Raw genomic sequence first — 15,246 nt, 5'->3', positions numbered from 1 at the left:
GACTGCCCGAGCCACGGCCTGGAGGCGCGGTGCACCCCCGCCCCGCCGGCCCCGCTGGCACCACGGGTCGCGACACCCCGCTCACGTAGCGGACCGGTCACCGGCAGTCGCGTGGATCGGCCGAGTCCGACCGCTCCTCACCGCGCACGGACGGCACGCGGACGGACGGCCCGGCTGGCTGGCTGGCTGGCGCCGAGATCGCACTTTCGCGGGGACGCTCATGTGGGAGGCGCGCGGAAGTGCGATCTCGCGGACCGGGAACGCGCGGGAGGCGCGCGGAAGTGCGATCTCGCGCGGCGCGCGGCGCGCGGGACGCGGGCGAGAACGCGCGCGGGACTAGGACGCGCGAGTGGCGCGGCGCGCGGCGAGCTCGTCGTCGGGGTCCGCCGCCGGGGTGGCGTCGAGCTCGACGAGGGACGACTCGACCTCACGCAGGACCTTGCCCACCGCGATGCCGAACACGCCCTGGCCGCGCGACACGAGGTCGATGACCTCGTCGTCGGAGGTGCACAGGTAGACCGAGGCACCGTCGGACATCAGCGTCGTCTGGGCGAGGTCGGACACGCCCGACTCGCGCAGCTGGTTCACGGCGGTACGGATCTGCTGCAGCGAGATGCCGGTGTCGAGCAGACGCTTCACGAGCTTGAGCACGAGGATGTCGCGGAAGCCGTAGAGGCGCTGCGACCCGGAGCCGGCGGCCCCGCGGATCGTCGGCTCGACGAGTTCGGTGCGTGCCCAGTAGTCGAGCTGGCGGTAGGAGATCCCTGCGGCCTTGGCGGCGACGGTGCCGCGGTAGCCGTTCTGCTCGTCGTGCTCGGGCAGACCGTCGGTGAAGAGCAACCCGAGGTCGTACCGCGTCATGTCTGACGGGGTACCGGGGGTTTCGTTCCCACTCATTGGACTGCCTTCCAGGACGATCGAGCCCTCACCCGAAGCTTCAACGACGGGTTGAGAGTTGTGCCGAGGTCCACGGTAGCGACTTCGACGCCCCCGACGCGGGACATCCGACTCGGCGCGTCCGGCGTGTCGAGGATACGCCCGAGGACCGACAGCCCACCAGCCCGCAGGAGGACGGAGATCATGCGTCGAGGCGCCCGATCGCCGTCCGGATGAGGTTTGACCGGATCACCTCGAGGTGGCCCGAGATCTCACGCGCGAGCTCCGTCGCCTTCGCCCGCGAGGTGGCGTCGCCGCGGCGAGAGACCGGCATGAGCGCCGACTCGATGAGCCCGACCTCACGCTCGGCGACGCTCCGCATCGTGCGGAGGTGCCGCGGCTCGATGCCGGTGCGCTGCAGCTCGACGAGGGCCTTGAGCACCCCGACACCATCGTCGCCGTAGGTGTCGGCGGCGGGCAGCAGCGATGCGGACACCGCATCGGCGAGGAGCATCGGCGTGGCGCCGGCAGCCCGGACGGTCTCGTCGCGGGTGTACCGCCGCTCACGCCCGAGGATCGACGGCTTCGGGGCGTCCCCACCGCCGGGCAGGACAGGATCGCGTCCGGCGTCGAGGTCGGCGAGGTAGTCCTTGATGACCTTGAGCGGCAGGTAGTGGTCGCGCTGCAACCCGAGGATCACGCGCAACCGATCGAGGTCGGCTGCCGAGAACTTCCGGTAGCCGCTGGCCGTGCGGATCGGGGTGACGAGCTCGCGCTCCTCGAGGAAACGCAGCTTCGAGCCCGACAGGTCCGGGAACTCGGGTTTCAGGCGAGCGAGGACCTGCCCGATCGTGAGCAGGTCCGGGACCGCGGACCCCGCCCGGGCCGCGGCGGACCGTGCGGCCACTACGCGTTCGCCAGGCGCGCCAGGTCGACCCGGGAGGCGTAGAAGGTCAGGCGGAACTTGCCGACCTGCACCTCTGACCCGTCCGTGAGCAGTGCTTCGTCGATGCGGACACCGTCGAAGTACGTGCCGTTGAGCGACCCGTTGTCCTTCACGGTGAAGCTCGTGCCGTGGCGGAGGAACTGCGCGTGCTTGCGCGACACCGTGACGTCGTCGAGGAAGATGTCGGCGTCGGGGTGACGCCCCGCTGTCGTGACGTCCGAGTCGAGCAGGAAACGAGCACCGACGTTCGGGCCACGACGGACCACGAGCAACGCGGAACCGGAGGGCAGGGCGTTGACCGCCTCGCGCTCTTCCGCGGAGACACCGGACTCGGCGGTGAGCGCCGCCCCCATGTCCATGCTGAAGGTCAGTGTGGTGTCGACCAGCCGCTGCTCAGGGGTCTTCTGACCGTCCGGCTGCGGAACCAATGGTTCTGGCATCGTGGACCTCCTCCTCTTGGCGCACCAGCGTATCGGAAACGAGCGACTCCGCGGGAGCCCAGAACGGGGCTGGGGACAACTCGGGGGCACGCGCACAGCGAACGTACCGGGAACACGTGGCTCACGGACGGGAGGCGCGGTGCCAGCTGGCACCGCGCCTCCAGTCAGGAACACCCGCAGGTCAGGACGACGGAGTCGCGTCAGCCGTCGGTGCGGACCCGCCGGAGGCGAGGTCCTCGAGGATCTGCTTGATCGCGGAGTCCTTGAGCTTCACCCAGGGCGAGCCGTCCGGATCGCTCGTGGAGGCCTCCGGGCTGTCGCCCGTGTTCCACCACTTCGACTGGTACGGGACGCCGTCGAAGAGGACCCGGTCGCCCGTGTCGTACTGCTTCGTGCCGGACCAGGCGTCGTACGTGCCGCTCGGCAGGGTGACCTGCTCGACCGGCTTCTCGCCCTTCAGGACCGGGCCGACCAGCTGCCACGGCGTCTCGTACGCGCTGAGCACCGGGTCGTCGGGCAGGTCGCCGGACGTCCACCACTTCGACTCGTAGACGTTCTGGTGCCAGACGACCTTCGTGCCCTCGAGGTACGACGCGTCCGCGTTCCACACCGGGTACGGGCTGGTGGAGGGGTCGTCCGTCGGCTGCACGGTGGCGGAGGGTTCCGCCGTCGTGACGTCCGACGCGGCGGCGACGATCCCGCCGGTGAAGCCCTTGCCGAGGACTTCCGCGAACAGCACGCCGTCCTGGTCGACGCCCGAGCAGGAGTTCGACACCGTCGACAGGTTGACGTAGTTCGACCCGCACGTGGTGTCGCGGTTGAGGGACCACATCGACATCCGGCCGAGTCCGCGCTCCCGTGCCCAGGCGTTCAGCTTCTTCGCGTCGGCGAGGGTGAAGACCTCGTCCTGGATGTCGTTCTGGCCGATCATCGGGGTCGCCCCGACCTTGTGCCACAGCGACGCGTCACCGAGCGGGGTACCGGCCCGCTTGTACAGGACGCCGAGCTGGCGGTGGACCTCCTGCAGGGTCTGGACCGAGGCCGAGTACATGCTCTGGCTCGCACCCTTGCCCTGCCCGTAGTCCATCGTCATCGCGTTCACACCGGCGAGGTCCACCCCGGCCTTGAGGAACTGCGCCACCGCGGTGGTGCCGTCGCTCGTCAGCCCGGACGGTGCGGCCGGCAGCGTCAGCCACACGGCGAGCGGGTGCCCGGCGGCACGACGCTCCTCCTGGAGCTTCGCGACGGCCTTCGCGCGGCGCTCCCCCGCGGCGTGGTTCGTGAGGTCGTCACCCTCGACGTCGAAGTCGACGGTGGAGACGTCGTAGCGTTTCACGACCGTGTCGTACGCGCTCACCAGATCTGAGGCGTTCGTGCACGTCGTGGCGAGCTCGTCGTTCGCGAGGCCGCCGAACGAGACGCCGACCTCGCCCTTCTGCTGCTGCAGGCGGGCGATGCGACGGTCGAGGTCGAGCTGGTCCGACGCACCCTGCAGCGAGTAGAACGAGCCCCACGTCGGGGTGCAGGCGTCGTCGTGGTCCGCGACGACGAAGGACAGCATGACGTCGCGGCCCTTGGCGGACTTGACGTCCTCGAACGCGAACGTCGGGGTGGCGGTCACGTCGGTGTACGCGGCGAACCAGGACTTCTGGGTCTCGGCAGCCTGTGCCGACTGCCAGCGGTCGAAGCCGGCGTACGCGGCGACGGCGACGGCGGCGGTCAGCACGACGGCGATGCCGACGCGGATCGGGGACAGGCGTCTGGTGGTGGACATCAGGCGGCGCTCCGCTCGTCGGTCGTGGTCGTGGTCGTGGTGCCGGCCATGCCGGCCGTGTCGGCGGCCACGGCTGTGCCGCTGGTCACCGGCGCTGCCGTCACCGACACCGCTCCGACCACGTCGGCGTGGTGCCGCACCGGCATCGTCTTCCCGCGGTGCCCGAAGTAGAGGACGGCCTTCCAGTCCTCGGTCACGAGCTCCGGCTCGGGCAGCAGGCCCTTCCGCGCACGCCCCCGATCGGCACGTGCCGCACGGCGGTCGTCACGGTTGGCAGCGCGGGCCGCCGGGCTGTAGTACATCCACTTGGTGGCCCAGAGCCACACGTCGACGACCGAGTTCCAGATGCCGATGTAGGCGACGATGGCGTACATCGCGAGCACGGCGTTGAAGGCCGCGAACACCGCGTTGCCCCAGTTCTGCGCCTGGTAGTCACGGGCGAAGGTGAACACCGAGAAGACGACCATGGCGTACGGCGCGAGGACGTAGAGCGCCGGCGAGGCGGTGCGGTCCCGGACCTTCGGCGTGCGGGCGAACGGGATCTTCTTCGCCGTGAGCGCCTGCTGGATGCTCTTCAGGACACCGGCGACGTTCACCGGCATGAGGATGAGGTTGAAGCCGTAGATGCGGAACACGTCGGTGCGCTTGTAGCCGCAGTACTTCAAGTCGCTGCTGAGGAGCCAGAAGTACGGCAGTGCGGCGAGGAGCACCATCGGGCTGAGGAGGCGCGAGTCGTACGGGTACGCCAGCAGGAAGATGAGGCCGAACGACGCCCACGCGATGGACGCCATGTAGTTGACGCGGAGGGACATCTCGACGATGCCGACCCGCTCTCCACGGGCACGACGCTCGCGCACCTGGCGGATGTACTTCGGCAGGATGAGCAGCCCGCCGTTCGCCCAGCGGCGACGCTGCACGATGAGCGAGCCGAAGTCCGGCGGGGTGGCGCTGTAGGACAGGCGCTCCGGGTAGTTCACGAGGGTCCAGCCGTGCATGCCGAGGTCGACGCTCGACTCGGTGTCCTCGATGACCGTGCGGTCCTGCACGTAGCGCTTCACCTCGAAGCCGCCGACGGTCTCGACCTCCTCGATGTCGCGGAGCGCACGGGTGCGGATGACGGCGTTCGCGCCGACCCAGAACGTCGCGTTGTGACGGGACATGCCCTGGTGGAGGATGTGCTGGATGTCCGTGGTGGCACCGGCGAGCCGCTCGATGCGGGTGGCCGCGCCGCGGAAGGACGAGTACGGCGTCTGCGTGACGGCGACGCGGGCGTTCTCCGGCTGCTCGAGGAAGTAGACCAGGCGCAGGCAGTAGTCGCGGAGGAGCACCGAGTCGGCGTCGAGCGTGAGGATGTAGTCCGACGCGGGGACGACCAGGTCGGCCAGGGTCGGGTCGGCGACGGTCCGGAGGATGGTCCCCGAGGCGGTCTCCTCGAACGCGTACGAGCCGCCGAGCAGCCCGATGTACGCGTTGAGGTTCATCGCCTTGTTCGCCTCGTCGGAGAGGTTCGCGTATCGCTTCCGCTCGAAGGTCGTGATCTCGGCCGTGAACGTCCACGCCAGGCGGCGCTGCAGCTCGAGGGCGCGGGCGGAGGTGATCTCGCTGAAGGAGTGACCGGCGTCGACCGCGTCGACGATGGCGGCTTCGAGCGCCTCGGAGGTCAGGCGGAACTCGTCGGCGAGCCCGATCAGGACCTGGTCGTGGAAGAAGTGGTCGACGTGGTCGAGGACCTCGTGCTCGCGAGCGTGACGGCGGAGCCACGCGTCGGCCCAGCGGTGGTGCTCGACGAGGTTCCGGAGTCCGTCGACGCTCGCGAACGGAGCGGCTTCGGCCTCGACCTCGGCGGAGAGCAGCGCCTCCTGGAACCGCTGCGAGGGCGCCGCGAGCTGGTTCTGGATCGTCGCCGCGACGGCACGGGTGCGCTCGAGCTTGTCGAGGGTCTCCGGGTCGGTCGGGAACGGGGCGTCGTCGACGAGCAGCACGATGCGGAGGGACGGGTACTCCTGCAGCGCGGCGGACCACAGCGTGGTGGCGACGACGTCGGGCTCCTCGGCGTAGCTCGGCACGAGGACGGTCATCGGCGACTCGTGGCCCTCGGCGAAGTGCCGGTCGAGCTCGGCGCGCGGGACGCGGACGTGGGTGGCGAAGCGCTCCATCGCACCCTGGCGGGCGACCAGGTGCATGAGGGCGGAGAAGGTGAGGAAGGTGACGACCACCAGGTACGAGATCGCCTCGGTGGTGAAGCGGAAGCTCTCGGCGCCGGAGTCCAGGAACTGGCGGATCACGGTGTAGACGACGTACGACAGCCAGAAGGCGATCGTCAGGATGATCGCGACCCGGCCGGAGACGAGCTTCCGGTCGGAGGGGCGTTCGTGCAGGGTGTCGAGCGGGTGGGTACGCCGCTCGGAACCCCACTGGCGACGGCGCGCGGGAGCGCCGTCATGCAGATCGGGCATGACAGTCCTTCGTTCCGCTGGACCAGCGCACCATCGGGTCGGGCGCTGTCGGGGAGTCCGTGCGGTCGACACTGAACGTATGGGGACAGACCGAACGGTGCAGACACCCGGAAGGGGGGTTTTGGGGGTGCCGTGCGGGAAACCGCACGATGTTGCGTGGTGCACCTTTCGTGCGTGTCGCTGCCGGTCGCGCGGGTGCGCTGGAGACACGCCGCTCAGGTTGCCGGGAACGGCGTGCGCTGGTCACGTCTCCTCGGCCTGGAGGCACGGGTCGCCCCCGCCCCGCGGGCGCCGAGATCGCATTCTGGCGCGGTCCGGCGGCGGCCTGCCGGCGGTCTGGCGGCGGCCTGCCGCGGTGTCGGCGGGCTGCCGGCGGTCTGTCGCCGCCGAGATCGCAGTTCGGCGCGGACGAGCGGCGGAGTAGGCCGCCGAAGTGCGATCTCAGCGAGGGGGTGTCGGCGGTCTGCCGGCGCCGAGATCGCAGTTCGGCGCGGACGAGTGGCGAGGTAGGGCGCGGAAGTGCGATCTCGGCGAGGGGGGTAGGGCGCGGAAGTGCGGGCGGGGCGCGGGGTCAGCGGCCGCGGGCGAGGAGCCAGAGCAGGTACGGGGCGCCGATGACCCCCGTCACGACACCGACGGGCAGCGCGTTGCCCGGGATCGCGAACTGGGCGATGAGGTCGCTCGCGAGCGTGATCGCCGCCCCGACGGCCGCGGTCGGACCGAGGGCGACGCGGCCTCCCCCGACGAGCCGGCGTGCGATCGGCGCCGCCATGAGCGCCACGAACGACACCGGCCCCGCCGTCGCCACGGCCGCCGCGGTCAGACCCACCGCCGTCAGGAGCAGCAGGACCTTCGCCCGGTTCGGCCGGAGCCCGAGCGCCGAGGCCACCTCGTCGCCGAGCGTCAGCACGGTCAGGCGCGGGGACTGCACGAGCGCGAGCGCCATGAGCACGACGAACGCGATCGCGAGCACCCCGACGAGGTTCCGGTCGACGGCGTTGAGACTGCCGGACAGCCAGAGCAGGGCGGTGCCGGCCTGCTGCACGCTCCCGCTCGTGAGCATCCACCCGGTGATGCTCAGGCAGATCGCCGCGACGCCGATGCCGACGAGGACGACCCGGTTGCCGGTGATCCCGCGGCGCCACGCGAGCCCGGCGATGAGCAGCGACACCACGACCGCGCCGACGAGCACGACGGAGAACAGGGTCCCGCCGCTCGCGCCGAACAGGACGATCGCGGTGAGGCCGGAGGCGCTCGCCCCCGAGGTGATGCCGATGACGTCCGGGCTGGCGATCGGGTTCCGGACGACGCTCTGCACGATGCCCCCGGCGACACCGAGCGACGCTCCGACGAGGATCGCGCCGGCCACCCGGGGACCGCGCAGCTGCCCGATCACGAAGTCCGAGACGGTGTCGCCGTGCCCGACGAGCGCGCCGGCGACCTGCACGGGCGACAGCGGGATCTCGCCGACGCCGAGTCCGACGAGCACGAGCGCGACCAGGAGCACGACGACGATGCCGAGGACGACGAACTCGCGGCGGGCGGGCGCGCCGCGCGTGCGAGCCCCGGGCGTGCGAGCCCCGGGCACGCGGGCCCCGCGCACCTCGGTCACAGGCCCGCCACCGCTCGCGAGCGCACGAGCCAGATGAACACGGGGGCGCCGATCAGCGCCGTGACGATGCCGACCTGCATCTCCCCCGGGTACGCGACGACGCGGCCGATGACGTCGGCGACGAGCAGCAGCGCCGGAGCGACGATCGCGGAGAGCAGGATCGTCCACCGGTGGTCCGGTCCGCTCAGGCGGCGGACGGCGTGCGGGACGGCGAGGCCGATGAACGCGATGGGACCGGCCGCGGCGACGGCCGACCCGGCGAGCAGCACGGTGACGAGGCCCCCGACCGCGCGGACCAGCACGACCCGCTGTCCGAGCGAGGCGGCGAGCTCGTCGCCGAGCGCCAGGGTGTTGAGGGACCGGCCGAGGCCGAACGCGATGACGAGGCCGACGAGCACCGGCACGGTGATGACCCCGGCGGTCCCGAGGTCCTTCCCGGCGAGCGCCCCGACCTGCCAGAAGCGCAGCTGGTCGAGCAGGCTCTGGCTCGTGACGAGGACCGCGGTGGTGATCGACGACAGTGCGGCGGCGACGACGGCCCCGGCGAGCGCGAGCCCCACTGGTGAGAGTCCACGCCGGGCGACGGCGGCGATGCCGTACACGAGGAGCGCGGCGAGCGCGGCGCCGAGGAACGCGAAGGGCAGGTAGGCGGCGGTCCCGCTGACGCCGAACAGCGCGATCCCGGCGACGACCGCGAGCGCTGCCCCGGAGTTGATGCCGAGGACGCTCGGGTCGGCGAGGGGGTTCCGCGTGACCCCCTGCATGACGGCGCCGGCGACGCCGAGGGCCGATCCGGCGAGCAGCCCGACGATCGTGCGGGGTACCCGGTTGCCGAGGACGATGAGCCCGACCTCGTCGTTCCGTCCCGGGTGCAGGACGGTGTCGAGCACGGTGCCGAGCGGGATCGGGCGGGAGCCGAAGGCCACGGAGAGTGCGACCGCCACGGCGAGGACGACCACCGCGAGCACGGTCGCCCCGACGAGCCGGGAGACGGAGCTGCGCGCGGGTGCGACGTGCTGCGACGGCACGTGGACCGGGGGCGTTGGCGTGGACGACGGGGAAGGCATGGGAAGTAAGGCAACCCTAACGCTTCGCCTCGTTCGGTGATCCCCGAGCAAGCCGTGAGCGGGCGCAGGGTCCGTTCATAGCTCCGTCATGGGAACCGGGCTTGTACTCGTACCCATCGACGCCCGACCGGGTCGTCGAGGACGACCGGAGAGCACCGATGAACGAGACCCCGAACCCCGCGGCCGGAGCCGGACACGCAGCCGAGCACGGCGCCGCCCACGTCGACCCCTCGACGCTGCGCTCCGCGTACGCGTTCGACGGCAGCGGCCCCTACCTCTACGGCCCGGACGGCTCCGGTCCCTACGCGTACTCCCCCGACGGGCGCGGCCCGTTCCGCATCGGCAGCCCGGAGCTCCCGGGCGTCCAGGCAGCGAACGCCCCGCAGTACGGCTGGGCGCACAGCGCGGCGACGGCGGACCACGGACGGAAGCGTCCGCGTCGCCTCGGGCTGATGATCGGCTCCGGCATCGCCGCCCTCGCGATCGTCGGCGCCGCCGGCGGCACCGCGCTCGGGCTCTCCTCGCAGAGCACCACGACGACCTCGAGCCAGTCGCAGGGCACCACCACCCTGCCGGACACCGGTTCGGGCACGGACGGCAGCGGCACCAACGGCTTCACCGTTCCCGGTGACGGCACCGGGAGCAGCGACGGCAGCAGCGGCACGAGCACGGAGTCCGCGGCCACCGCGGCGACGACCGCCCAGAAGAAGGGCGTCGTGACGATCAACACCGTGCTCAACTACGACGAGTCGTCGCAGGCGGCCGGCACCGGCATGATCCTCACGTCCGACGGCACGATCCTCACGAACAACCACGTCATCCAGGGCGCGACGAGCATCACCGTCACCGACGAGACCACCGGCAAGGAGTACAAGGCCGAGGTGGTCGGCTCGGACGCCACGAACGACGTCGCCGTGCTGAAGCTCGAGGGCGCGTCCGGTCTGTCCACCGTGACGCTCGACGACGACGGCGAGCCGAGCACCGGTGACACCGTCACCGACGTCGGCAACGCGGAGGGCACCGGCAACCTCGTCGCCGCGAAGGGCTCGGTCACCGCGACCGACCAGGACATCCAGGTGCAGAGCGAGTCCGGCACCGGCACCGAGTCGCTGACCGGCCTCATCGAGATCGCCGCGAACGTCGTGTCGGGCGACTCCGGCGGTCCGGTCCTCGACAGCGAGGGCGAGGTCGTCGGCATGGCGACCGCAGCGTCCTCCGGTTCCGCGGACGTCACCGGGTACGCGATCCCGATCACGACGGCGAAGAGCATCGCGGAGAAGATCCTCGCGGGTGAGACCTCGTCGACGATCACCCTCGGCCTGCCGGCGTTCCTCGGGGTCGAGGTGAGCGGGACGGCGACGACGGGCGGCGTCGCGGTCGCCGGAACGGTCGAGGGTTCTGGTGCCGCGAGCGCCGGTCTCGCCGCGGGCGACACGATCACGAGCATCGACGGCACGGCCGTGGCGAGCTCGGACGCGCTGACCTCGGCGATCCAGTCGCACTCGGTCGGCGACAAGGTGACGGTCGGCTACACCGACAGCACCGGTGCGGCGAAGACGGTCACGGTGACGCTGACCGCCGGCCCCGCCTCCTAGCGAGGAGCGCAGCGGCGTGGCCGTGCAACAGCGTGGCCACGCAGCCACGCAGCCTGACCGTCAGGCCAGGAGCGCCCGCACCAACGACCGGTAGACATTGGCCGGGGAGTCCGTCGAGAAGGCGGTCTCCCCGGCCTCCGTGCGTCCGACCCGGGCGAAGCCCTGGCCCTCGGCATGCACGATCACGATCGGGGCCGGCTTGCCGGGCCGCTGCAGCGTCGACACCGTCCACGGGGCAGCCCAGAACCGGGCGAGCCGCGGGTCGGCCTCCGCGAGCGCGGCCGGCAGGTCCGGTGCGCTGTCCCCTCCGCCGGTCCTCCGCCCGAGCAGGTCTGCCCGGAGCGACCGTGTGCGGAACGGGAAGGTCCATGCCGGACCGATGCCGAGCCTCCCGGCCATCACCGCGACCACGCGCTCGGCCGACAGCCCGGTGACCACCGCGCCCGTCTCGTCCGTCCCGTCAGGACCGTCGACGACGGTCTCCGACCAGGCCTGGAGGCGCGTGGTGCGCCCGTCGGGCAGCCGCTGCTCCAGCGTGATCGGCTGGGCATCGCCCTCCCAGGGGCCGAGGAGGGTCTGGGTGGACTCGGGCAGCGTGCCGAGGCGGCCGACGAGGCCGACGTCGATGAGCTCACGGCCGGCGGCGGTGCGGAGCAGGGTCGGGTTCCAGCGGCGGCCGGCGAGGCTGCGGAGGGTGCCGAGCGCCTCGGTGCCGATGCGGTGGCCGTCGACCTCGGGGGCGGGTGCCGGGTCCGGCAGGGCCTCGAGGTCCCGCTGCACCCGCGACGGTGCCGGCTCGGTGGCGCGGACGGTGTCCAGGACGGCGAACACGAGTTCGTCGGTCGCGAGCATGTCCGCGAGGGGCCGCTCGATGGTGAGGTCGACGCGGTGGCGGCCGGTGACGAACAGCAGGTGCGCTCCCGCGACGTCGCCGCCCTCGTCCGGTCGGACGTACTCGACCAAGCGTGCCGGCGCTCCGGTGGCCGTCCAGGGGTCGGACCCGATGAGCCGGAGTCCGTCCACCGAGCCGGGCAGCCGTTCGAGCAGGCTCGTGTGCTCCTCGGCGATCGTCCGGTCACTCGGACGGGAGCGGACGGTGAGCACGACGTCGTCGCCGGTGACGCGCAGGTCCGCCTGTGCCGAGTCCTCGCGACGCCAGGCGTCGGGGCGGCGGAGGGTGAGGCGGGCGGTGCGGTCCTCGGTGCCGAGCGGAGCGGGGACGGCCATGGCACGAGGCTACGACGGGCCTCGCGTGGGAGCGGTTGCGGCTCGCCGGGTGGGCGTGGGTTCGGCTCCCTCGCACGGTGCGAGGTCCGCGGGCGGTGCGTGCCGTGGGGTCCGTCCCGTGCGAGGTTCCGGCCCGTGCCGACCTCGCACGGTGCGAGGTCCACGGGAGGTCCGTGCCGTGGGGTCCGTCCCGTGCGAGGTTGCGTACTCCGTGGCACCCGGCGCCACTCGCACCGAGTACGGAACCTCGCACCAGCCGCGGGTGAGGTCGCACGGTGCGAGGTACGAGGTGCGCGGTGCGAGGCGTCAGGGGCGCCGGGAGCGCGGAGCGGGCGGCGGCGGGACCGGCTTCGCGGCGACGACGTCGGCGAGGCGCACCTCGACGGGACCCCGGCGGGTGTCGATCGTCACGGCCCCGGCGGAGCGGGCGACGAGGACCCCGAGCGCGTCCCGGGCTCCGTCCCCGTGGTGCGCCCGGACGACGAGGCGGTCCCCGATCGCGGCGTCCCGCAGCACCCCGAGGGCGTGCGCCCGGGCGATCGCGTCCTGCCCGCTGTCCGTCACGGCTCCAGCGTAGGAGCACGGCTCCCCACGTGGCGGCACGCCTAGAGTGAGGGGATGGCGAAGGCACGCGTGGACAGCTGGATCTGGGCGGTGCGGATCACGAAGACCCGCTCCGCTGCGACCGCCGCGTGCAAGGCCGGGCACGTCCGGGTGAACGGCGAGCGTGCGAAGCCCGCCCAGCCGATCGGCCCCGGGGACGAAGTGCGCGTCCGGCAGAACGGCTTCGACCGGATCGTCGTCGTGACCGGGATCATCCTCAAGCGGACGAGCGCCCCCGAGGCGGCGAAGCACTTCGAGGAACGGACGCCGCCACGCTTGCCCAAGGAAGAGGCCGGCTTCGTCCCGATGCGGGAGCGGGGCGCCGGACGTCCGAGCAAGCGGGAGCGCCGCGACCTCGAGAAGCTCCGCGGCTACTGAACCGCAGGGCGCCCGACGAGCGCGGGCATCAGACGAAGCGGACGGTCTGCTGCAGGCGGTCGCGGACCTCGAACACGTCGACCGACCCTTCGGGCGACCACACACCGCCCAGCACCTGACCGAGCGCGCTCCGCCGCACCACGAGCGCCGTGGGCTTCCGGGGCGAGCCGATGAGCTGCACGTCCTCGTCGACGGCGGAGTCCGGCACCACCAGCAGCCGACCGGTGAACCGCACGCGGGTCTGCTTCTGGACCGCACGGGCGGCGCGGACGAGTTCCTTCACGGGGCGCTCCCCCGGTGCGAGGGTCTCCCCGACGATCTCGCCGTGCTCCACGCGGACCGCGGCTCCCCAGTCGATCGACTCGACCGCCCACAGCCCGCTCGGGGTGAGGACGGCGTGGTCGAGCTTGCCCTCGGCTCCGGCGTCGAGGTCGTGCCAGACGGTGACGCCGATGCCCATCTCGGAGACGATCGACGCCGTCGCTTCCTCGGCGAGGGCCTCCGCCAGCAGCCGTCGGATGTGCCGCGGCGCCGAGCGGATGAGCGTGGGGTCGTAGGGGTCGTCGATCGGGTCGCCCAGGCCGACCCACTCGCGTTCCGCCTGCAGGAAGACCTCGCGCGACCGACCGCCGGGATGTCCGTGGGACCGGGCCCGGGGCCGTGCATCGCGACGCGCCGCCGGAGGTGCGTAGGCGTCGCGACCGGAGTCGGGCCTCCAGGCAGAGCCGCCGGACGGACCGGACGCGCCCTGCCCGGACGAGCCGCGGGATCCCGCGTCGTAGGCGCGGCGCGCGGCCGGCGTACCGACGCGCTCCCACGCGATCTGCACGAGGCGGAAGCGGCGGGCGTCGCCGCCGAGGTCCGGGTGGGACTCGCGGGCGGCCCGGCGGTACGCGCGGCGGAGCTCGTCGTCGTCAGCGGTCGCGGGGACGCCGAGGACTTCGTACGGGGTGGCGTCGGCCGGGCTGTCGGTCATGGCCCTGCGACATTACCCGAGGGAGCGTCGGAGTCCGCCGCGTGGTGGCTGGGTGCTGCCTGGAGGCGCGGGGCGGCTCGGGTGGGCCGGCTCACGAACGCGAGACACCGCGTCACGACCGAGACGCCGCGGTTTCCGGCGGTGCCTCGGTGCGGAGACGGTGTCTCGGCGCACGCGCCGGCGCGCGCCGGCGCGCGCGTGGCGGCGCCGGGTCAGTGCAGCTCGAAGGCGACGGGCGACCCCAGGAACGCGCCGAAGCGGGCTGCGGCGGCCTCGAGCGCCCGGACGGCCGCGGGGTCGAGCGGTTCGAACGGCGTCACCGTCACGCGGACGTCCCGCGAGCGCTCCGAGCGGGTCCAGGTGCCGACGACCCGCCCGCGGACCACGGCCATCGGCAGGAACATCCCGTTGCTGCCCGGCACCACGCGGTCGGCGTACCGGGGCTCGAGCTGCGCCGAACGGTCGGCGTACCCGAGCAGGTACTCGTCGAACCCGGGCAGGAGGTGCCCCGTCGGCACGCCACCGGTCGGCGGCCGGTCCGCGAGGGCGAGGAGCCCGTCACCGAGGTCCTCCACCGCGTCGCCGGCAGCCGCCCGCGCACGACGGAGGTCGCCGAGCGGCAGCTTCGTCCACGATGCGGCGTCGGCCTCGGTCGCAGGGCCCCGACCGCGGAGGTACCCGACGAGCACCCGGCGCAGCGCCTCGTCGCGATCCGGCACCGGCGACACGGCCGGCGCCCACTCGTCGAGCAGGACGAGCCCCTGCCCGACGCGTGCCGTGGGACCCCACGCCACCAGGGACTCCTGCGAGAGCCGCAGCAGCAGGTGGTACCCGCGGCCTGCTGCGGGGTCGATGCCGGCGGCGCGGAACACGTCGAAGAGTTCGTCGCGGACGAGGGACCGCCCGCCCGACAGCGCGGCGATCGTCGTGTCCCGCGCACGCCCGAGCAGGACGTCGTCGATGCCGAGCTCGGCCTCGCGCCGGGCGAGCGCCCGGACGGTCCGCTCGGCCGTGAGGGACAGCATGAGCCGGAGGTCGTCGGGTCGCATGGCGTGCAGGGTCCCGCGCATCGGCCACGAGCGGACGAGCTCGCCGCGGTCGAACGCGGCGCGGACGTCGTCGCGCGTGGCACCGGGAACGCGGACCCCGATCGCCCAGAGCACCTGCCCGATGTCCTGCCCCTGCACGGCGGTCATCCGCTCCACCGCCGCAGCCGGGTCGAGCCCGGGCACGGCGATGCCCTGCGCGCCGAGGCGCATCGTGCGGAGCTGCGCCGGGGTGGTCATGACCCCAGCA

13 protein-coding genes are annotated in these 15,246 nt (G+C 72.6%); 2 read left to right on the top strand and 11 right to left on the bottom strand.

The window, feature by feature from the left end:
* Window positions 1-336: 336 nt before the first annotated feature.
* From DEJ28_RS07125 to DEJ28_RS07095, 7 genes are all read right to left on the bottom strand, one after another.
* Entirely contained in the window at window positions 337-861 is a 525-nt protein-coding gene (locus DEJ28_RS07125; RefSeq protein ID WP_502866947.1) for a MerR family transcriptional regulator, read from the bottom strand.
* A gap of 217 nt (window positions 862-1,078) precedes the next feature.
* On the bottom strand, window positions 1,079-1,783 hold the full coding sequence (ftsR, locus tag DEJ28_RS07120; RefSeq protein WP_111114998.1) for a transcriptional regulator FtsR: 705 nt from the start codon (window positions 1,781-1,783) through the stop codon (window positions 1,079-1,081).
* Entirely contained in the window at window positions 1,783-2,262 is a 480-nt protein-coding gene (locus tag DEJ28_RS07115; RefSeq protein ID WP_111114997.1) for an FHA domain-containing protein, read from the bottom strand. The genes ftsR and DEJ28_RS07115 overlap by 1 nt, the downstream gene beginning before the upstream one ends.
* A gap of 181 nt (window positions 2,263-2,443) precedes the next feature.
* On the bottom strand, window positions 2,444-4,036 hold the full coding sequence (locus tag DEJ28_RS07110; protein ID WP_111114996.1) for a chitinase: 1,593 nt from the start codon (window positions 4,034-4,036) through the stop codon (window positions 2,444-2,446).
* The gene (locus tag DEJ28_RS07105; protein ID WP_111114995.1) at window positions 4,036-6,492 is read right to left on the bottom strand and encodes a glycosyltransferase family 2 protein; all 2,457 of its coding nucleotides are present in this window, start codon (window positions 6,490-6,492) and stop codon (window positions 4,036-4,038) included. Before DEJ28_RS07105 ends, DEJ28_RS07110 begins: the two co-directional genes overlap by 1 nt.
* Before the next feature lie 571 nt (window positions 6,493-7,063).
* Entirely contained in the window at window positions 7,064-8,080 is a 1,017-nt protein-coding gene (locus DEJ28_RS07100; RefSeq protein ID WP_111115072.1) for a FecCD family ABC transporter permease, read from the bottom strand.
* Between the two features lie 20 nt (window positions 8,081-8,100).
* Entirely contained in the window at window positions 8,101-9,171 is a 1,071-nt protein-coding gene (locus DEJ28_RS07095; protein ID WP_181433655.1) for an iron chelate uptake ABC transporter family permease subunit, read from the bottom strand.
* Window positions 9,172-9,272: 101 nt separating this feature from the next.
* On the opposite strand from DEJ28_RS07095, the gene DEJ28_RS07090 reads away from it, so the two are divergent.
* Window positions 9,273-10,766 carry a S1C family serine protease gene (locus DEJ28_RS07090; protein ID WP_258367988.1) on the top strand — a complete coding sequence of 498 codons (1,494 nt, stop codon included), beginning with the start codon at window positions 9,273-9,275 and terminating at the stop codon, window positions 10,764-10,766.
* A gap of 60 nt (window positions 10,767-10,826) precedes the next feature.
* On the opposite strand, the gene DEJ28_RS07085 is transcribed toward DEJ28_RS07090, so the two are convergent.
* Window positions 10,827-11,993, bottom strand: coding sequence for a hypothetical protein (locus DEJ28_RS07085; protein ID WP_111114994.1), 1,167 nt, complete (start codon window positions 11,991-11,993; stop codon window positions 10,827-10,829).
* A 306-nt stretch (window positions 11,994-12,299) separates the two neighbouring features.
* Window positions 12,300-12,557, bottom strand: a complete 258-nt coding sequence (locus tag DEJ28_RS07080) for a hypothetical protein (protein WP_258367987.1) — start codon at window positions 12,555-12,557, stop codon at window positions 12,300-12,302.
* Between the two features lie 54 nt (window positions 12,558-12,611).
* On the opposite strand from DEJ28_RS07080, the gene DEJ28_RS07075 reads away from it, so the two are divergent.
* Window positions 12,612-12,974 (top strand): RNA-binding S4 domain-containing protein, encoded by a 363-nt coding sequence (locus DEJ28_RS07075; protein WP_111114993.1) that lies wholly within the window; start codon window positions 12,612-12,614, stop codon window positions 12,972-12,974.
* Window positions 12,975-13,002: 28 nt separating this feature from the next.
* Here DEJ28_RS07075 and DEJ28_RS07070 read toward each other — a convergent pair whose 3' ends face one another.
* A complete protein-coding gene (locus DEJ28_RS07070; protein ID WP_111114992.1) occupies window positions 13,003-13,950 on the bottom strand; it encodes a J domain-containing protein in 948 nt (315 codons plus the stop codon).
* Between the two features lie 212 nt (window positions 13,951-14,162).
* Window positions 14,163-15,236 (bottom strand): winged helix DNA-binding domain-containing protein, encoded by a 1,074-nt coding sequence (locus DEJ28_RS07065; protein ID WP_111114991.1) that lies wholly within the window; start codon window positions 15,234-15,236, stop codon window positions 14,163-14,165.
* Window positions 15,237-15,246 lie beyond the last annotated feature (10 nt).

It is taken from the genome of Curtobacterium sp. MCPF17_002, from assembly GCF_003234115.2.
Lineage (GTDB): Bacteria > Actinomycetota > Actinomycetes > Actinomycetales > Microbacteriaceae > Curtobacterium.
This window is presented reverse-complemented; position numbering and strand designations above follow the sequence as displayed.

What these genes read in the sequence shown, in the direction of transcription:
- DEJ28_RS07125 (WP_502866947.1), bottom strand. Translation starts at nt 861, where the DNA reads ATGACGCGGTACGACCTCGGGTTGCTCTTCACCGACGGTCTGCCCGAG.
- DEJ28_RS07115 (WP_111114997.1), bottom strand. Translation starts at nt 2,262, where the DNA reads ATGCCAGAACCATTGGTTCCGCAGCCGGACGGTCAGAAGACCCCTGAG.
- DEJ28_RS07110 (WP_111114996.1), bottom strand. Translation starts at nt 4,036, where the DNA reads ATGTCCACCACCAGACGCCTGTCCCCGATCCGCGTCGGCATCGCCGTC.
- DEJ28_RS07105 (WP_111114995.1), bottom strand. Translation starts at nt 6,492, where the DNA reads ATGCCCGATCTGCATGACGGCGCTCCCGCGCGCCGTCGCCAGTGGGGT.
- DEJ28_RS07095 (WP_181433655.1), bottom strand. Translation starts at nt 9,171, where the DNA reads ATGCCTTCCCCGTCGTCCACGCCAACGCCCCCGGTCCACGTGCCGTCG.
- DEJ28_RS07085 (WP_111114994.1), bottom strand. Translation starts at nt 11,993, where the DNA reads ATGGCCGTCCCCGCTCCGCTCGGCACCGAGGACCGCACCGCCCGCCTC.
- DEJ28_RS07075 (WP_111114993.1), top strand. Translation starts at nt 12,612, where the DNA reads ATGGCGAAGGCACGCGTGGACAGCTGGATCTGGGCGGTGCGGATCACG.
- DEJ28_RS07070 (WP_111114992.1), bottom strand. Translation starts at nt 13,950, where the DNA reads ATGACCGACAGCCCGGCCGACGCCACCCCGTACGAAGTCCTCGGCGTC.
- DEJ28_RS07065 (WP_111114991.1), bottom strand. Translation starts at nt 15,236, where the DNA reads ATGACCACCCCGGCGCAGCTCCGCACGATGCGCCTCGGCGCGCAGGGC.